This is a genomic window from Pseudomonadota bacterium (assembly GCA_039024915.1).
In the GTDB taxonomy this organism is placed as follows: domain Bacteria; phylum Pseudomonadota; class Alphaproteobacteria; order Rhizobiales; family MH13; genus MH13.
On the sequence record JBCCPK010000011.1, the window covers coordinates 1 to 15030 of the forward strand.

Sequence of the window (15030 nt, forward strand, 5' to 3'; positions counted from 1 at the left end):
GCCGAACAGCACGAGCGCCAGACCGAGGTTGCTAGCCAGCCAACTCGTCGCGGGCGCGACCGTCTCAACGGCCTGGGAGACCTGCTCGCCGACAATCGGGACCGCGGCAACCAACCCATCATTCTCGGCCACCGTCACCGCGCCACCGAACAGCGCAGCGATCCAGCCGAGCAGCCCGCCCCGGTCGGCATGCTTGACCGTCTGCGAGCCCCGTTTGCGGAGATCCGACACGGTCATATCTTCGCGGTCCTGCGCCGGCCGTTGCGAACGTGGCACAGCCACTTCGAGAGCAGCTTCGGTTTGCGGGCCCACGACACCGTCGATCGTCAAACCATTGTCCTTCTGGAAGGCCAGGACGGAGTTCTCGGTCAGGTCACCGAAGTCGCCATCGACGTGCGTCGGGTATCCAAGCTCGTTGAGGCGCTCCTGGAGCGCGCGCACCCGGAAACCTTCAGACCCGACGCGCAGGGCGCGCCTGCGCATCTCACCTCGAATCTGTGGCGGTTTGCCTTTGATCCTGGTGTAGGCCCGCTCCATCATCCGCGCGTAGCGCGTGACTTGGCCCGAGCCGTTGTATTTGCGGGCAACGGTCCGGAAGTCGCGCTGGCGCAATGCTTCGGCGAGCCCGACGCTTTCGAGGAAGCGAACAAACGCCTCGACCTGGCTGCTTTCATTCGCAGCCATCGCCAACACGAAGTCCTGCACGGTGCCGTAGCCCACCGCCCGGTGGTTGAAGCCCATGATCTGCGGACCGCCATAGGACGCCGACTTGAGCCCGGCCGTCTCGTGCATCTCGGTCATGCGCTTGAGGAGCGCCCACCGCCGATCGGAGCCTGGACCTCCTTGGCCACCATAGTTCGACCGCGACCAGGAGCGCTTTGCCAGACCCGCACGCTCGGCTCGCGCCCGCAGGCTTTGGGGCAGCATGCGGCGGAAGATGTGCTTTTCGACAAGGATGATGAGCCGTCCCTTGGCATCGTACGGCTCGCCACGGCTCTCGACTTCGAGGATCGCCTGAAGGGTTGCCTCTTCGCAGCCCAACCGCTTCGCGGCGTTGCGAATAGCCGACCCGAGGCCGGCTTCGCCGCCGCCTTCCATCAGCTGATCAATGACTGCAGGTTCCGACATGCGCACGCATCCTCCTGAGGGGGTGATGCCGGCATCATGGTCGAAGGCTTTCGGGAAATACGGGGCGAAACAGCTTCGCCCCTTGTTAGAATGGGAGCTCGGCTTGAGCGCTGTCGGTATGCCGCTTGAGCCAGCTTGCAACCGTGCGGTCCGACACCCTTAAAAGGCGGGCGATCTCACGGTCAGGCACGTTGCGCCGCCGATACTGATAGGCGGCCCACCTCTTTGCATTCGGTAGGTGATGGGACCCCATTCCGAGCTCGCGCGCAAGGGCAGCGGCTTTATCGTGGCCAACGACGCCAGCGATCCGGGATCGCGTCTTGGGGTTCTCGGTGAAGTAGATCGGCGCGCCGCCCAGCTCCATGATGAGCTTCAGCGTGTCATCTTCTCCGAGCACTTCGAGGTAGGTGGTCAGGCTTGGCGGCATCGGAATGCCGGGGATGATGTGATCCGACTTCACGCGTTCGCCCCGTCAAAACCCTCGTGCTTTGCGACGGCGGTCCTTATGCGCTGGCAAGCGATCTCAAAGAATTCGGGATCGATCTCGATGCCGGTGAATTGACGGCCCGCTTTGATGGCCGCAACACCGGTTGAACCCGTCCCCATGAACGGGTCGCAGATCGTCTCGCCGGGCACGTTGGCGAGGATCTTGTCCATAACCGCGTCGGGCTTGACGGTCGGATGGCTGAAGGGCGACTTGCCGACAGCTGTCGTGATGTGCCGGGCCTTATCTTTGAGCTCTCCAATCGGGGCGTAGCCTTGCTGCCAGGCATGCACGTAAAATTCTGTGTCCGGCAGGTAGTGTTTGTTGGCCACCGGCATCGGATTGTCCTTGTGCCAGCTGATCACCGCGTGCCGATGGAAGCCCGTGTTCAGCCGCGTGATCACATTGCCGAGCTGGTCGTTGTGGCAGAAGCAGACGATGCCATACGCAAACTTCCAGGAGAGGATCTCCAGGTCGAAGCCTCGATCGAGACCGCGCTTGCCGATCTCGGTCGTGTGCTGACGAGCGGCCCGAAAACGACCACCGCCCGAAACGTTGATCTTGTAGGGCGGATCCGTGATCATCCCGTCGAAGCAGCCGAGGCGTGGGACCAGCTCGTAGGCGTTCGCCAGGTAGAGCGTGTGCGACCCGATATGGACCTGCCGCACGGCCGGCGAAGCTGGAGTCATGGCGTCGGGGAAAAGAGGTGTCGCCATCTCCCGCTAGTCCTTTTCAGGTTTGCGGGCTGGTGACGCTGGAAGCAGTCCTTCGCGCTGTGCCTGCTCGCGAAGCTCGATCGTGATTTCGGCAACGCGATGGCATGCGGCGAGGGGGCCAACGACAAGGGCAAGGTTAGCAGCTGCGCAGGTCAGCTGGTTTTGCGCGTCGCTGACCAGGTCTTCGGCCTCGTCGATGAGCTGCTGGAAGTCGACCCGCTCGGTGCTCATGAGGATGGCACCTGGTCTTCGGTGCCCCAGCGGATCACCACTCCCTCAAACGTGCCTGGACCATGGGTCTTGAGCCAGAAGTGCCCAAACTCGGGCGCGCTGAGAAAGCCATCAGCCTTTGCGAAGCTCGCGACTTCGGCTTCATCCAATGGGCAGCCATTGATCTCGACCCACATGTGCGTGCCCGCTGCCGCTTGCTGAAGCCTTATGACGATGTCGTCGATGCCGATGCAGAACGGGTCGGGGATGAGCTTCTCGCACTGCTTCGTGCGCATCCCGCCGTACAGCTGGATGGGCTCGCCAATGTGGGCGTGGCGCTTCCTGTGCGCTCTGACGGTTTGGCGCTTGGTGCCGGCTCGGATCGGCAGCCAGAACTGCCGTTGGAAGTTGTACGCGACCATCAGCCCACGCCACCCAGGGGCTGGACGAGCGGACCTTGTCCGGACTGGTCCGCACAGCTACGGTATCGGCTCAATCGAGTTGGAGAGCACCGATGCGCATCATCGCGATGATTGCCTGCCTGATCGCGACGCCCGCTTTTGCCGATGATCAACTGAACCTTGCAAGCGAACTCGGACGAATGCTTGCCTTCGAAGAGTTCTGCGGCCTGCATTACAGGTACAACGCGCTCGTCGACTTCACTCAAGAGAACGTCGACCCCGACAATGTCGACTTCAACACTGTGCTCCAAGCCTCCTTCAGAGCCCGCTCGCGCGAGCGAGAGGAGATGACTGCGGCGATGCTGATAATTCAATGCACGCAGATTGAGCAGACGGCGCGCAGCTTTGGTTTCATCGAGTAAGGCCATCACGCCGCCACCTTGTTGAGCAGCCGGATGATCCGCGTCTTCGATGCAGCAGGTAGCCGATAGAAGTCGCCATACACGCTCTCGATCTCGATGCAGTGCGGGCTAAGAGCCTTGCGAAGCCCGCTTACATGACCGCGGACGATATTCAGCAGATCGCGGTCCGGATTGCCCGTCGTCACCGTATCGACCAGCATCATCAGCCGTTCGGTGGTCACAGACCTGGCGCCGAAAAGCGTGGCCAGGATCGATGCCTGAACGCGGCTTAGGCGAAATGCGTCCGCAATCTGGATGCGCAGCGTCTCTGGCGGCTTCAGGCTCTCTCGAAGCTGGCGCAGCTCCTCTTCCAGCAGGTCGATCCGCTCGCGCAGCCTGCGGATTTCGATAGCGCTGTCGAGAAGTCTCTTGGAGCGGCCGGTCATGATGCCGCCTTCTTCGCCCGGACTTGCCGGCCGAGCGCGTTCATGACGGGGATCCAATGGTGCTCTTCTTCCAGGCTTGGTACTGGCTGGCCGCAGTATTGGAGGCTGGCTTCTGCCAGCACCTCATCAAGCACATCGCCAACACAAATTTCGGGGACGATCTTACGCATCTGCGCGCACGCGATCCTGCGACCTGCAGTGCGATAAAGGGCGCTCATCAGCGGATCCAGTTCCCACTCAACGCCACCCTCGCGGGCGAGCCATGCTTTCAGCGCCTCGATGACCTTCGCTGCGTTGGCCGCGTCATACAGGAACTGCGTATGCTCCAGGCCGGTCTGGCGCTTCACGAACGCGAGCAGCGCCCTGTCATCCCGGTTGCGCACGAGCCCAAGGTTCCAACCTGCGATCCAGAGCGCTTGAAGCTTCTTCGCATACGGTCCGGTGAGGGTTCGTCGACGCGGCTTTGAAGGGCCTTTGAAGCCGTCTGAATTGAGATCGGTCAGCACCGCTTGGCGCTGGTCATCGTCCATGGCCTTCAGGCTGCGAAGACCAGTCACACGCTCGAAGCGGTCCCGCGCGTCTTCCTTGTCGATATCACGCGCCCGCAGCGCCGCATGGATTGCGCCCATGGTGTTCATGACCGGCGCTCCTTTGCCTGCTTCGCGGCATGGGCAAGACGGGCGCTGGCAAGGATGACGGGCTTCAGCTCGGCAGGTGCCTGATCGTATCCAGGCTGACCCCGGTCGGCTCGGCCGGCGAGCCTTGGAAGCAGCGCCTTGGGGATGGCTATCCAGTTCGCCGGATCGGTGTTCGTTTTGTCACCGTCCAAGCACTTGAGGGCATGGCCCTCGGGGACTGGACCGTTTGCTTTCTCCCAAAGCCAGCGGTGCTTCTGAACGTATCGGCGCTCATGGCCCGTGTGAGGGTTGGTCTCTCGGACGCTGACCTCGATATAGCCGTTTTTGTTGAGCCGTTCATGACCCTCGAATTTCGTGTTGTGCGGCAGGTTTCCCGCCTTGTATTGCGTCGCCGCACAGGCAGGGTGGAACGGCATTTTGCGCCCCTTGTTGAGCGGAACAGCGCCCTTCTCGTATCGGCCAGTGCGACCAGTGAACCATCCCCGCCGCTTACAGAGCGCGGCGAAGTTGGTCAGGCTCACGTCGTCTCGGCAGAACACCTTGCAAAAGAGCGCATGCGCCTCGCGCCGAGGCAGCTCTTTGTGCCGTTCAATCCACCAAAGCTCCGTCGCGCTGTACGTGATGGGCGTGCCCTTCATGACTTCTTGCCTTCGATGGCTGGCAAGTGGTCGACAATCATCGCGCCGTACTCGGCGTATAGATTGGCTGCTTTCAGCTGCAGATCGGCTGTGCGCACGATTTTGTCGGTGACACCGACAATCGCTTCGGTTCTGGAGATTTCCTTCTCCAGCTCTTCGTTGGTTAGATCTTCGTCCGACAGCCTTTCCAACTGCGCGAACAGGTGATTGTTGAGGTCAGAGAGCTTGTTCTTCATGTCAGTCGGACTCCATTGATCTGGACCCAGCCCCCACGGCGGCCCTGGCGACTGTGGCTAGGTGGTCGATGATCTCTGATGGGTCTCCCTCGCGACGCCTTGCGAAGCACCAAAAAGCGACAACGTAGATCACCGTGAAGTACTGCTGAGCCTCCGGGAGCACCTGCAGGTCGTCGATGATTGATTGGGCGCGGTCGTCGCAGCCCGTGATGTCTTCCAGCAACCTCTCTTCAAGAGCAGCCCTGAACGCAGGATCGGCGAGCTGCGCCGTCAGCTTCATTCCCTCGACGTATCGGTTGGTCCCATCGGTCATGTCAGGCGTTCCCCGCGGGGTGACCGCCGAACGTGTTCGCTACGGCGTTGCGATTGCCCTCAGCGATGTTGATCTTGACCAGCTCAACGACCTGCTCTGGCGTCCACTCCTGCCCGTCGAAGAAGATTGAAAACTGCCCGATCAAGATGGCTAGTGTAGCCACGAGCTCCTCGACGCTCATGCCATCGGCCTCAAAGGGTTTCAGAGCGTCGACAACGGCTAGCCGCGCCTGCTCATGCCGTGTCTTTGTTGGGGTGCGTTTCAGCGACGTTTTACCCATCACGCCCTCGCCAGATCGATCGTGACAGGCTCCCACCGGTCGCGCGGTGTGGCGCGCTGATAGAAGCGGACGTACTCCTTGGTCCCCGTGACCCGGATCGCGTCGCGGATGGCGTCCATCGCGGCGAGCCATCTGGGATCCTCGATCTCAAGCCGCAAGAGTGAGAAGAGCTCGGCCTTGTTGATCTCGCCCTCTTTTTCGACGCTGAAGACGCGGTTCACGAGCGCGCGCAACTCTTCGCGGCTTTCGGCGCCCCACTCGACCAGGCACTCGTCCACGAGCTTCTTCGCGGACTGCAGCTCGGGCCCGAAGGCGATCTGGTCAGCAATCTGGACCTGCACCTTCATTGTGCCGTCGTAAGACTGGAACGTGACGTTGCCCTTCGCACCGCCTGCGCGCGCGCCGTACTGCTCTTCGAGGAGCGCCTGAAACGCGTTCAAATCGGCAAAGGTGTTGCCCTTGAAGCGGGCGATTTTAGCGCTCAAGTCGCGCGCAAATTCCATGCACTTGCGAACTGTGTCGTCTTCGAGCTTGTGCTGTGCCTTCACGAGATCGATGGGCACGAGAGCACCCTTCGCGTCCCTCATGTACTGGTTGCCGTCGACCTCGACGGTTGGTGGTGTCGTCTGCATGGCTAGGCAGCCTCCTCGTCTTCTGCATAGGGTTTGATGGGGTCGAGCAGCGCGGCACGGGACGCCGCGATATTCTCGCGCAGATCGTCGATGGCTTTCGCAAACGCAGCCGGCTCCCTCAGTAGGTCGGCGGCTAAAGCCGTCTGCAGGTTGCGATCAGCAAAATTCAGGGATTGCGCCGCCTCGCGGACACGGCGGGCGATCTGCTGCCGGATAAATGGGTGCGTGGGCCGATCGGTGGTGGCCGAGGCGATGGTCAGCGCAACCGGCGAGCGATCTGAGATCGAGACCGTCGAACCGTCGTCTTTTGGGACGGTCATTTCGCCCTTCAAATCCTCGATACGCTTTATGATAGTGGCGGTCCGCTTGTGCATCTGCGGGCTGCTGCGCATGCGCTCTTCGTGCCGCTGCACGCCGCTCAGGATCGTCGTATGGTCCCGACCAAACACCGTGCCGATCTCCGGATAGGAGAGCGTCGTGGACGCCTTCATCAGGTACATCGCCAGATGCCGCGCCTCGATGCACGACGTGGAGCGACGGCTGGATAGAATGTCGTTCTGTGAGACATCGAGCGCCGACGCGGCCTGCCGCAAGACGAACCTGAACAGATGATCGTCGAACACGCCCAAAACGAAGTTTGACCTGCTCACGAGCGGAAGCCTCCGATCGGCACAACGTTGCCGGTAAACACCTCCGGCCCGAGCTCGTTTGGCATCCGCAGCAGCGCCTTGAGGTTCGCGTTCTCGGCCTCAAGGCTGGCCGCGTGCAGCTCTTGTTGCTTGGCGTACTCCATCCAGAAAATCATCGTCTCCTGGAGGCTGGCGACGGTCTCAGCCGTGATCGGTTGCTTGTCTGTAATGGCCTGATCAAGCACGCTTTCGGCAGCACCGATCATGCTCGACAAGGGGCGAGGATCGTTCATCAGTCGTACTCCTGTTGTAGTCTGGAATGGGGGCAGCCGGAGCGGCACGCGCGGTACAGCTTCACCCGAAGACCCGAGGTCGATGCGAACGGCTTCTTCTGCCAGTTGTGGCATTCGTCGCGAGTGACCTCGACCAGAACCGGGCACCGCACCGTTTCCTGCATTAGGGCGCCACGAACGCGCTCTTCGACGAGGTTCATATCGCCGCGATAGGTCCGGGAAATCGCCTGGCTGACAACTGAGCTCGAATAGCCGATGCGCTTCGCAACAGCTGTCTGGCTCGCGTCTCGGCATGCGACTGCAAGTTCCAAGATAAATTCGGGCGGATCATCTCCCCATGCCTCATAGGCGCGGGCGACGAAGTCGATCCTTTGGAAGGCCGCGCTCATGCCGAGACCTCAGCTTCCAGCTTGGACGGAACCTCGTCTGTGTTGGGGTCGAAGACGACTTTGCCAGTGAGGATCAAGGGCGCGTTCGGGCCGGTGTTCTTGCCTGGTTTCAGCTTGTAGGAGGCTGGCCGAGAGCCCTTTGAGGCGCGGGTGATGAGGAGGTAACCCGCGCCGTTAAGGTGCCCCAAATAGGCCTTCGCCGATCCCAGGCTGACGCGCACCTCGTCGGTTGATGAGAAATCCGCCAGCTCCCTGGCGGTGGTCGGTTTGCCCAGCCGAAGCTGGTTCCACATGTTCTGTTGGCCCAGCTGCTGCAGGCCAGGCTTGCCGGACCGCGTGAGGGGCGGAAGCCTCCGCGGCGTTCGCTGTAGCCGATAGACCTTGGTCGGCGACCCGCCGCGCGGGTTCGGCTCTTCGTGATCAAGCGATGCAATGCCGGCTGCAACCAGGCGGCGCACGAAGTCCCGGACGTTGGCGCTGTGAGGGTCATTACCCAACGCATCCAGCCCGGCTGCGGTGAAGGTGGAACCTGCGCCCATCGCGCGCAGCTTCTCCCACCAAAACGCCTGACCGCGCAGGACCGGCTTACCGGAAACACTTATTTCCAAGTAGGCGCTCATGCCGCGTCCTTTCTGCGGTAGCGCGTGGGCGCCTCGCCGGTGTGGATCGGGCCCGAATAGGTGCTCGGGCTCATCTGCTGGGCACCCGACTGCAGCGCGGCAGCCTCAACCTGATACAGCGTGGTCGCTATGCGCCGCGCGTTGCCTCTGGTTTGGCGGATGATCTCGCTGAGGAGCTCGTCGGTGATCTCGACTTTCGGCACGAGGAAGTCAGCCAGGTACCGACCGTCGTCGAGGTCACAGGGCTGTGCCAGCGTCCATTCCAGAACACGGCTGTGCACGCGCTCGAACTCCGGAGCGCCCAGCTTCATCGGCAGGCGCTCTTCGCCGACGAGGATCACCGGGATCTGCAGCTTGTCATGCAGGTCCCGGACGATCTCAATGATCTTGCGATCAAGCAGTCGGTCCGCTTCATCGAGAAGAATCACCTGGTCGGGATCGCCGGCCAGGATGCCGATCGCCCGGTCGACCAGATCGGTGAGCGTCCCCTTGCCGTTGGGCTCGTCGAGCTCGATGAGCAGCTTCTTCAGGAAGTCTTTCTTGGTCCAGGTGGAGCCGATCTCAAGGTAGATCGCCCGCGCTTTGTTGCGTGCGTAGGAGGCCGCGATTGTCTTGCCGAGGCCCGGATATCCGGAGAACACGCCGAAGGCTTCGAGGCCGTTCGGCCGGTCCTGCAGGCGCTTGATCATCGACATCATCGCCGTAACGTTCTTCAGCGGAGCGATCGATGATGGGGTGTTGACGTCAGCCATCGGGGGCATCATCCTTTGCTTGTTCAAATCAACTGCCTCGCCACATCTGTTGGCGGGGCTTTTTTCTTCAGGTTGAGCGCAGCATCCGATCGCCGAAATCGGCGTACATGTCGGACATCGCGCGGTACTCTGAGCTCGCCTGATACCGGCCAAGCCACACTGCATCTTCGGTACTCACGGTCGCGCCATCATCGATCCGGCGCTCAAGCTTCATCGCTCGCCGGAACCGGCTGCGCTCATCATCGGTCTGGACCGTGGTCATCCTCACCGGCACCACATCGCCGGTCATGATCGCGCGCTCTCTGGTGAGCTCGCGCTTCAAGTCTTCGTGGAGCGCAGCGGCATCGGCAGGGAGTTCCGATGGCTCGGGGGTCTTGCTGCGCTCCACGGCCGCGGCTGCCTCAAGCGCCGGAGTGGAATGAGGTTGTTCAGGCTTGGGGAAGGCAACCAGGTTGCCGGCATTCCGCGCGGCCTCTCTGGCCATTGCATCGGCCACGTCGGTCGGTCCGATTCGTCGCGCGGCCTTCCGCAGCGATGATGTGCCTTCGGCTATGAATGCCTTCTGAGCCGCCTTCTGGCGGGCGATCACTTCAACCGGATCACGGCCCGACATCTCTGGCGAAACAGCTTCGCCGAGGAACGTCAGGCCATCGGGCGAGAACAACCAGACCTGACCCATATCGTCGGGGTCCATGCGGCACAGGACCTTGTCGCCGGGCATGCAATCCGGCGAGTAGTAGTCGACCCGGTTGATGGTGATGCCGGTCTTGGTGACCGTCCGAAGCCCGTCACCGCCCGGCACCGGCGCCAGAAGCATGCGCAGCGCGTCTTTGTCTTCGACGGTTCGGATCGGTCCAGGCGCCGTAGCCGCCACCTCAAAGGGTGTCCGATCACGAAGGCCCCCATGCGGGCGACGCTCGTAATCGTCGCGAACCCAGGCATCGATCCGCTCACTCAGCTCCTTGTTGGTCAGCTGGGCGCCGGCCAGGGTGTCGGGCGCCTCCCCAAGACGCTGCGCGAACCCCTTGCGGTTCTCGATGATGGACCGGTCCGTAACGTTGTGACCGACGAAGCCCGGAAGGGTTGCAATGAGGTCACGCTGCAGCGTCCCGAAATGCCGCTCGACCATGCCCTTCTGTTCGGGGCTGAAGGGTGTGCACAGATCGTGCTCGACGCCGAGATTATCGAGCAAGCGCTCCATATGCTTCGCCGTGAAATCCGAGCCGTTATCGCTCTTGATGGTGTCAGGGACGCCCCAAGCCAGCAGCGCCTTGCGGATGAGGAGACCGAGCGCGGAGGCTGTCGGTGTCGTCGAGACGGTGAACACGACGCGACGGGTGAACACGTCGATGCACAGGTACAGGTTCGCTCGTCCCGGCTTGCCGTTTCGTCCACCGTCCACGGTCATGATATCGGCCGGAGAGGCATCGATCTGCCAGACTGCGTTGATGTGGGTGGGCCTGGTTCCCTCGCGCAGCGCGTATTGCATCTTTGAGCGGAAGCCGTCCGGATCAGAGAGCTTGAGTAGCTGCGGTGCGTAAATCTCCCGCCAGCGCGCCACCGTGTCCTGAATGGTCCTCAGCGACGGCATCGGTCGCTCATGTACTTCGCCGTCAGCGGTGATGACCGTCAGACTGTCGCCATAGGTGTCCCGCAGATAGCCGCGAATGTGCTTCGCCTTGAAGTGCGGGTTCTTCGAAAGCATCGCCAGGACGCTATCGCGAAGCTTGCCGCCTTCGGCTCGGTCGAGCACGCTCGTGCCTGTTCGGGATTGAGAGCGGTCGCTGGCCAGAGCTTCGGTTTCCCGCCGCTTCACAGCTGAACGCCATCGCCTAAGCGAGCGGATAGAGACCCGTTCAATCCGGTCTCGAACCCACTTCGAAACGTCGACGTCACCCCGGTTGTACAGGCGCACGAAGAGCGCGTCCGAAGCCGTCGAGGACATCTGCGCTTTGCGCCGGAAGCCATTGGCCGTGGCAACGACCTGAAGCCGTGCATCGCGCTCTTCGCCAGCCACGCCATCGGTCGCGGTGCCAGGGGCGGACAGCGCTGCGCAGGTACCCCTTGCATCCGATGCCGCCTCGGCGACAAAGCGCTTGGCGTAGTCCAGACGAGCCAGCTCGGGCAGGCTCGCAACCCGGTATTCCCAACCCCCGCCACGCCCGCAGCGCGGACGCGAACGCTTCGGATCGGTATTCCAACCCTGTCGCTCAATCGTGCGGAATAGAGTGCGCTCGGCCTTTGGTAAACCTTCCAGCTGGAGCTCAAGCAGCTCGCGCGCGGTCAGCCAATCCTTCATGCCGCGACCTCATCGATCGCCACGACATCGAACGTTGCACCAGGATGCATTGGCATGGGCGTCAGCGATATCTCATACAGATCGACCTGCAAAAGACGCCGCCCGCCTTTGATCGGCGTGCAACGAACCGCCTGATACCCGATTGACAGACCGCGCAGGTCGGCATTTGCGAGGAACGCAACGTCGGCCAATCGCTGGTCGACTATCCCCTCGGCGAGTAGGCCGAGCGATCCGGTTCGGACAGCTTCCCAATGACCGACGCAAATGTTCGGATCATGGTTCCAAAGCATCCGTATTCGCTCGGCTGGCCGGAAGACGAGCGATTCGTCGAACGCACCAAACGCAATGCGATCTCCGAGCAAGTCGGGTGCATCAAAAACCGCTGCCATGCCCTTGATCCGGATCACGCGCCGCCCCCAAAGGCTTCCGGGCACCGCTGGCGCGGCGCTGGGGCCATGTTTGTGGTACATGGACGGCGTGAGGCCGGCCCCCCGACCGGCCCCACACCTCGCAATCCCCCATTCGCAGCATAGGAGACGCGTTCGATGTCAAAGATGACGGAAAAGGCGACGGAACTCGCCGCGCGGATAAACCGCGTAAGAACGGAAGGCTTGCAATCCATGTGGTACATGATCTTCGCCAACACTGCCCTGGATCTTCTCAAGACAGAGCCGGAGGTATCGCTCGACCGGATCATTGAAGAGATGGAAGCCCGGAAAGCAGCGTCGCCCGATAAGTTCACCGAGGATGCGTACGAAGCCGCAATCAACGCAGTCCGTGACTGGGACCATGGCGACCGGGTTGTGACGAAAGCCTGACCGCTCACCCTGCACCCCCAAACGCTTCGGGGCAGCGTTGGCGGAACAAGGCTTCACGAGCCTGCAGCCATTGAATGGTGCGGATGGACGCTTCAATGGAGCCGATGCGGTAGTCCATCTCTTCTTGGCGCATCGTGCCTTGAGCGACGCGGCGCCCATACACCTGCCGGCGATGAACGATCTCTGTCTGGAGCTCACTGATTTGCGACACCAGGGAGCGTCGGTCTTTGGTGCGGTGCGGCGTCATGGCTTGAGCCATCCTTTCGCTATTGCGAACGACCGCACATCGTCCTCGTGGTTTTCCAGGAAGGTTTGCCGCTCGCCCTCGGATAGGCGCCCATACGCGCCCACCGCTGCGCCGAACCGTTTCTCAGCCGGTGCCTGGCGCTCGATGCCATCAAGGACGTCCAGCGCGTCCTGCACGCTGTTCACGTCCTGCCGGGTTTCAAGGACGCCGAGCACCTCGTCTTGGCGCTCATGGTTCTGTTCGGAAAGGGCGCGCAGCTGACTGAAGTTGTCAGCTAGCGGGAGCTTAGAAAGCCGCTCGTACTGGCTTGTGTCGAGGTCGGACCAGACCTTCAGTCCGTCGAAGATTGAGCGCTTTGAAAGGCCGGTATGATCCGCGATCGCCTCATGGAAGGAAAATAGTGCAAACTTTGCACTATTATCATTCGGATCTGGATCGGACTTCGGTCGACCGACGAGTATTGGCCCGTGCTTCGCCTCGTAGGCGACCTTGAACCGCGCGAAGTGCTTGGCGCGATCGAGGGCAGAGAGCTCGCGGCGGACCAGGTTCTCCAGGGTCTCAATAAGGTCGGCGTCTTCGAAGCCTTCTTCGTAGACCGTTGCCGTAATCTGCTCCCAACCAAGGGACCGGCACGCTTCGAGACGGTGGGCGCCTGCGATCAGACGGTAGCCCTTCCCTTCTTCCAGGACCGCGATCGGCGATATCAGGCCTTCGGCGTCGATCACGCCAGCGAGACCCTCAACCCAAGCCGGATCGACAGCGCGGGCCCGGTCATCCGGCACGGTGATCTGATCGATCTCAATGAGCTTTGTTGGATACGTCCGCTGCTGATTGGCGGGCGCTCGCTTCTTTGTCTTGCGGGCGCTCATGCGGCGCTCCGGGCGCTACCCTTGCGCTCAAGCTTGTAGAAGTCGTTGGCTGTGACCTCTCCATTTGTCCAATCGACAATTTTCGTCATCGCATCGCCGCGAGGGATGCGCAGTCCGCGCGCGTACCGGCGCACGGTTTCGTGCTCCATCTCTAGGGCACGAGCAGCGCGAGCTACGCTGATCTTTTTCGTGGAGAGGTAGGTGCCAAATCGCATGACGGCTAATCAACCATATCGGTTGACCAAGATCAACTGATATGGTTGTAGTTTTTTCCACCTTATTGGTGGATATGTTGCGTATGAGTTTTGAGAGTTCGGTGAAGCAGCGGGTTCGGTCGCTGCGACAGGCCCTTGGTCTGTCGCAGTCCCAGCTGGCCGAACGGCTTTCTACGAGCAACCAGCACATCGGTAGGCTTGAGCGCGCGGATAGCGATGCTCACCTAAGCCTGGAGTGGGTGGAGCGCCTGGCCGACGGCCTTGATGTTGGTGTCGAGCAGTTGCTGTTCGATCAATCCACAAACTCGGACGCGCCGAGGTTCGAGGAGCGCACGCTTCCACATCGTGGTCTTGCTCGCTGCGGGCCGGCAGGCTGGGGAAAGCCTACAGCACACGACCCCTTGCCGGCACCAGCTGATCTGCTGGACCCTTCTGCATTCTATGTTCGGGCTTCGGGCCAATCCATGCAGCCCGAAGGCATCGAGCCCGGCGATGAAGTCCTAGTCGGGCCTTCAAGTGAGCCTTCTCTTGGTAATCGCGTCTATGTTGAAGACTTAGAAGAGCGAGGCTCCCTAAAGCGCCTGGTGCGAGCATCCGACAGCGAGATCACTCTTCGTGGCTGGTTGCGCGAAGGAACCCAATTCAAGGAGTTTTTCGACACAAGGCGCCTGGACTACCTATCGACGTTCGCACCGGTGCTCGCTGTGTACGCAGTGGAACCTAGGCCCGGTGAGCGCGCCGTTCTGCGACCGGACCCTCGAATGGCCGGTCCCTCGATCTCACTCGAATCCGAAACTCTGGTTCTGCCGACAGCTGATGGCTTTTCGCTGATTGCGCGCTATCAGGTTTCGGCCAGCGCTGGCAGCGGGCTGTCTGTTTTGGATGAGGAGGTGATTGAGAGCCTCGCTTTCAAGACCGACTGGTTGCGTCGAATCGGCATCGACCCTGCACAATCCGGCCTAATCCAAGCCCACGGGGACAGTATGTCTCCAACGATCAGCGACGGCGCACTGATGCTTGTCGACATGCGAGAGGACCAGCCGATCCGTCATGGCTGCATCTACGTCATCCTTCGCGATGGCGACCTCATCGTGAAGCGGGTCGATCGCTCCTCAGGCGACGGGAGCGTTGACCTCGTGTCCGACAACAAGCGCTATAAGAAACAAACGGTGACAATCGAAGAGCTCGCCGACATGCGCATCCCCGGCCGTGTCGTATGGGTTGGCAAGGCGCTTTAACGACCCTTCGAAGGCCGTTATAACGACTATTGAGGGTGGCACAGTTTGATGCCGCACAGATTGCCCTCCTTTTCGCTATGCCCTTGATTCCTCGCAACTTTGCCAACTCTGCCACTTTGGCGGTATCTGGCAGAGTTC

The 15030-nt window shown here is 61.5% G+C and carries 24 protein-coding genes; 3 read left to right on the top strand and 21 right to left on the bottom strand.

Annotation, left to right across the window (positions count from 1 at the left end; all coding sequences use genetic code 11):
• The 5 genes from AAF739_16875 to AAF739_16895 form a co-directional block, all read right to left on the bottom strand.
• A partial coding sequence (locus tag AAF739_16875) for an N-acetylmuramidase domain-containing protein (GenBank protein ID MEM6384347.1) occupies positions 1-1128 on the bottom strand: 1128 nt, incomplete at its 3' end.
• An 85-nt stretch (positions 1129-1213) separates the two neighbouring features.
• On the bottom strand, positions 1214-1588 hold the full coding sequence (locus AAF739_16880; GenBank protein MEM6384348.1) for a helix-turn-helix domain-containing protein: 375 nt from the start codon (positions 1586-1588) through the stop codon (positions 1214-1216).
• Entirely contained in the window at positions 1585-2328 is a 744-nt protein-coding gene (locus AAF739_16885) for a DNA methyltransferase (protein ID MEM6384349.1), read from the bottom strand. Before AAF739_16885 ends, AAF739_16880 begins: the two co-directional genes overlap by 4 nt.
• A 6-nt stretch (positions 2329-2334) precedes the next feature.
• Positions 2335-2559 (bottom strand): hypothetical protein, encoded by a 225-nt coding sequence (locus AAF739_16890; protein ID MEM6384350.1) that lies wholly within the window; start codon positions 2557-2559, stop codon positions 2335-2337.
• Positions 2556-2960, bottom strand: a complete 405-nt coding sequence (locus tag AAF739_16895) for an ASCH domain-containing protein (protein MEM6384351.1) — start codon at positions 2958-2960, stop codon at positions 2556-2558. The genes AAF739_16890 and AAF739_16895 overlap by 4 nt, the downstream gene beginning before the upstream one ends.
• A gap of 92 nt (positions 2961-3052) precedes the next feature.
• On the opposite strand from AAF739_16895, the gene AAF739_16900 reads away from it, so the two are divergent.
• On the top strand, positions 3053-3361 hold the full coding sequence (locus tag AAF739_16900) for a hypothetical protein (protein ID MEM6384352.1): 309 nt from the start codon (positions 3053-3055) through the stop codon (positions 3359-3361).
• 5 nt (positions 3362-3366) lie between these two features.
• On the opposite strand, the gene AAF739_16905 is transcribed toward AAF739_16900, so the two are convergent.
• The 14 genes from AAF739_16905 to AAF739_16970 all read right to left on the bottom strand — a co-directional run bounded on the left by AAF739_16905 (position 3367) and on the right by AAF739_16970 (position 11912).
• Positions 3367-3786, bottom strand: a complete 420-nt coding sequence (locus AAF739_16905; protein MEM6384353.1) for a hypothetical protein — start codon at positions 3784-3786, stop codon at positions 3367-3369.
• Positions 3783-4424: a regulatory protein GemA gene (locus AAF739_16910; GenBank protein MEM6384354.1), complete on the bottom strand. Its 642-nt coding sequence runs from the start codon at positions 4422-4424 to the stop codon at positions 3783-3785. The genes AAF739_16905 and AAF739_16910 overlap by 4 nt, the downstream gene beginning before the upstream one ends.
• Positions 4421-5062 (bottom strand): HNH endonuclease signature motif containing protein, encoded by a 642-nt coding sequence (locus AAF739_16915; GenBank protein ID MEM6384355.1) that lies wholly within the window; start codon positions 5060-5062, stop codon positions 4421-4423. The genes AAF739_16910 and AAF739_16915 overlap by 4 nt, the downstream gene beginning before the upstream one ends.
• Positions 5059-5298 (bottom strand): hypothetical protein, encoded by a 240-nt coding sequence (locus AAF739_16920; protein ID MEM6384356.1) that lies wholly within the window; start codon positions 5296-5298, stop codon positions 5059-5061. Before AAF739_16920 ends, AAF739_16915 begins: the two co-directional genes overlap by 4 nt.
• A gap of 1 nt (position 5299) precedes the next feature.
• A complete protein-coding gene (locus tag AAF739_16925; protein MEM6384357.1) occupies positions 5300-5611 on the bottom strand; it encodes a hypothetical protein in 312 nt (103 codons plus the stop codon).
• Position 5612: 1 nt separating this feature from the next.
• Positions 5613-5891 (bottom strand): hypothetical protein, encoded by a 279-nt coding sequence (locus AAF739_16930; GenBank protein ID MEM6384358.1) that lies wholly within the window; start codon positions 5889-5891, stop codon positions 5613-5615.
• Positions 5891-6523 (bottom strand): DUF3164 family protein, encoded by a 633-nt coding sequence (locus tag AAF739_16935; protein MEM6384359.1) that lies wholly within the window; start codon positions 6521-6523, stop codon positions 5891-5893. Before AAF739_16935 ends, AAF739_16930 begins: the two co-directional genes overlap by 1 nt.
• Before the next feature lie 2 nt (positions 6524-6525).
• Entirely contained in the window at positions 6526-7146 is a 621-nt protein-coding gene (locus AAF739_16940; GenBank protein MEM6384360.1) for a helix-turn-helix domain-containing protein, read from the bottom strand.
• Between the two features lie 23 nt (positions 7147-7169).
• Positions 7170-7445 carry a hypothetical protein gene (locus tag AAF739_16945; protein ID MEM6384361.1) on the bottom strand — a complete coding sequence of 92 codons (276 nt, stop codon included), beginning with the start codon at positions 7443-7445 and terminating at the stop codon, positions 7170-7172.
• Entirely contained in the window at positions 7445-7834 is a 390-nt protein-coding gene (locus AAF739_16950; protein ID MEM6384362.1) for a transcriptional regulator, read from the bottom strand. Before AAF739_16950 ends, AAF739_16945 begins: the two co-directional genes overlap by 1 nt.
• A complete protein-coding gene (locus tag AAF739_16955; protein ID MEM6384363.1) occupies positions 7831-8454 on the bottom strand; it encodes a hypothetical protein in 624 nt (207 codons plus the stop codon). Before AAF739_16955 ends, AAF739_16950 begins: the two co-directional genes overlap by 4 nt.
• Positions 8451-9206: an ATP-binding protein gene (locus AAF739_16960; protein ID MEM6384364.1), complete on the bottom strand. Its 756-nt coding sequence runs from the start codon at positions 9204-9206 to the stop codon at positions 8451-8453. Before AAF739_16960 ends, AAF739_16955 begins: the two co-directional genes overlap by 4 nt.
• A 67-nt stretch (positions 9207-9273) precedes the next feature.
• Positions 9274-11505, bottom strand: a complete 2232-nt coding sequence (locus AAF739_16965; protein MEM6384365.1) for a DDE-type integrase/transposase/recombinase — start codon at positions 11503-11505, stop codon at positions 9274-9276.
• The gene (locus AAF739_16970; protein MEM6384366.1) at positions 11502-11912 is read right to left on the bottom strand and encodes an HK97 family phage prohead protease; all 411 of its coding nucleotides are present in this window, start codon (positions 11910-11912) and stop codon (positions 11502-11504) included. Before AAF739_16970 ends, AAF739_16965 begins: the two co-directional genes overlap by 4 nt.
• Before the next feature lie 138 nt (positions 11913-12050).
• Between AAF739_16970 and AAF739_16975 the strand changes: the two genes are divergently transcribed.
• Positions 12051-12323: a hypothetical protein gene (locus tag AAF739_16975; GenBank protein ID MEM6384367.1), complete on the top strand. Its 273-nt coding sequence runs from the start codon at positions 12051-12053 to the stop codon at positions 12321-12323.
• Positions 12324-12327: 4 nt separating this feature from the next.
• Here the strand turns inward: AAF739_16975 and AAF739_16980 are convergent, their stop codons facing one another.
• The gene (locus AAF739_16980) at positions 12328-12570 is read right to left on the bottom strand and encodes a hypothetical protein (protein ID MEM6384368.1); all 243 of its coding nucleotides are present in this window, start codon (positions 12568-12570) and stop codon (positions 12328-12330) included.
• Positions 12567-13439, bottom strand: coding sequence for a ParB N-terminal domain-containing protein (locus tag AAF739_16985; GenBank protein MEM6384369.1), 873 nt, complete (start codon positions 13437-13439; stop codon positions 12567-12569). Before AAF739_16985 ends, AAF739_16980 begins: the two co-directional genes overlap by 4 nt.
• Positions 13440-13737: 298 nt before the next feature.
• Here AAF739_16985 and AAF739_16990 point away from each other — a divergent pair, with 298 nt between their 5' ends.
• On the top strand, positions 13738-14892 hold the full coding sequence (locus AAF739_16990) for a S24 family peptidase (protein ID MEM6384370.1): 1155 nt from the start codon (positions 13738-13740) through the stop codon (positions 14890-14892).
• Positions 14893-15030 lie beyond the last annotated feature (138 nt).

Excerpts from the sequence above, each read along its gene's own strand:
- AAF739_16885 (MEM6384349.1), bottom strand. The coding sequence starts at position 2,328 with ATGGCGACACCTCTTTTCCCCGACGCCATGACTCCAGCTTCGCCGGCC.
- AAF739_16890 (MEM6384350.1), bottom strand. The coding sequence starts at position 2,559 with ATGAGCACCGAGCGGGTCGACTTCCAGCAGCTCATCGACGAGGCCGAA.
- AAF739_16895 (MEM6384351.1), bottom strand. The coding sequence starts at position 2,960 with ATGGTCGCGTACAACTTCCAACGGCAGTTCTGGCTGCCGATCCGAGCC.
- AAF739_16900 (MEM6384352.1), top strand. The coding sequence starts at position 3,053 with ATGCGCATCATCGCGATGATTGCCTGCCTGATCGCGACGCCCGCTTTT.
- AAF739_16905 (MEM6384353.1), bottom strand. The coding sequence starts at position 3,786 with ATGACCGGCCGCTCCAAGAGACTTCTCGACAGCGCTATCGAAATCCGC.
- AAF739_16910 (MEM6384354.1), bottom strand. The coding sequence starts at position 4,424 with ATGAACACCATGGGCGCAATCCATGCGGCGCTGCGGGCGCGTGATATC.
- AAF739_16915 (MEM6384355.1), bottom strand. The coding sequence starts at position 5,062 with ATGAAGGGCACGCCCATCACGTACAGCGCGACGGAGCTTTGGTGGATT.
- AAF739_16920 (MEM6384356.1), bottom strand. The coding sequence starts at position 5,298 with ATGAAGAACAAGCTCTCTGACCTCAACAATCACCTGTTCGCGCAGTTG.
- AAF739_16925 (MEM6384357.1), bottom strand. The coding sequence starts at position 5,611 with ATGACCGATGGGACCAACCGATACGTCGAGGGAATGAAGCTGACGGCG.
- AAF739_16930 (MEM6384358.1), bottom strand. The coding sequence starts at position 5,891 with ATGGGTAAAACGTCGCTGAAACGCACCCCAACAAAGACACGGCATGAG.
- AAF739_16935 (MEM6384359.1), bottom strand. The coding sequence starts at position 6,523 with ATGCAGACGACACCACCAACCGTCGAGGTCGACGGCAACCAGTACATG.
- AAF739_16945 (MEM6384361.1), bottom strand. The coding sequence starts at position 7,445 with ATGAACGATCCTCGCCCCTTGTCGAGCATGATCGGTGCTGCCGAAAGC.
- AAF739_16950 (MEM6384362.1), bottom strand. The coding sequence starts at position 7,834 with ATGAGCGCGGCCTTCCAAAGGATCGACTTCGTCGCCCGCGCCTATGAG.
- AAF739_16955 (MEM6384363.1), bottom strand. The coding sequence starts at position 8,454 with ATGAGCGCCTACTTGGAAATAAGTGTTTCCGGTAAGCCGGTCCTGCGC.
- AAF739_16960 (MEM6384364.1), bottom strand. The coding sequence starts at position 9,206 with ATGGCTGACGTCAACACCCCATCATCGATCGCTCCGCTGAAGAACGTT.
- AAF739_16965 (MEM6384365.1), bottom strand. The coding sequence starts at position 11,505 with ATGAAGGATTGGCTGACCGCGCGCGAGCTGCTTGAGCTCCAGCTGGAA.
- AAF739_16975 (MEM6384367.1), top strand. The coding sequence starts at position 12,051 with ATGTCAAAGATGACGGAAAAGGCGACGGAACTCGCCGCGCGGATAAAC.
- AAF739_16980 (MEM6384368.1), bottom strand. The coding sequence starts at position 12,570 with ATGACGCCGCACCGCACCAAAGACCGACGCTCCCTGGTGTCGCAAATC.
- AAF739_16985 (MEM6384369.1), bottom strand. The coding sequence starts at position 13,439 with ATGAGCGCCCGCAAGACAAAGAAGCGAGCGCCCGCCAATCAGCAGCGG.
- AAF739_16990 (MEM6384370.1), top strand. The coding sequence starts at position 13,738 with ATGAGTTTTGAGAGTTCGGTGAAGCAGCGGGTTCGGTCGCTGCGACAG.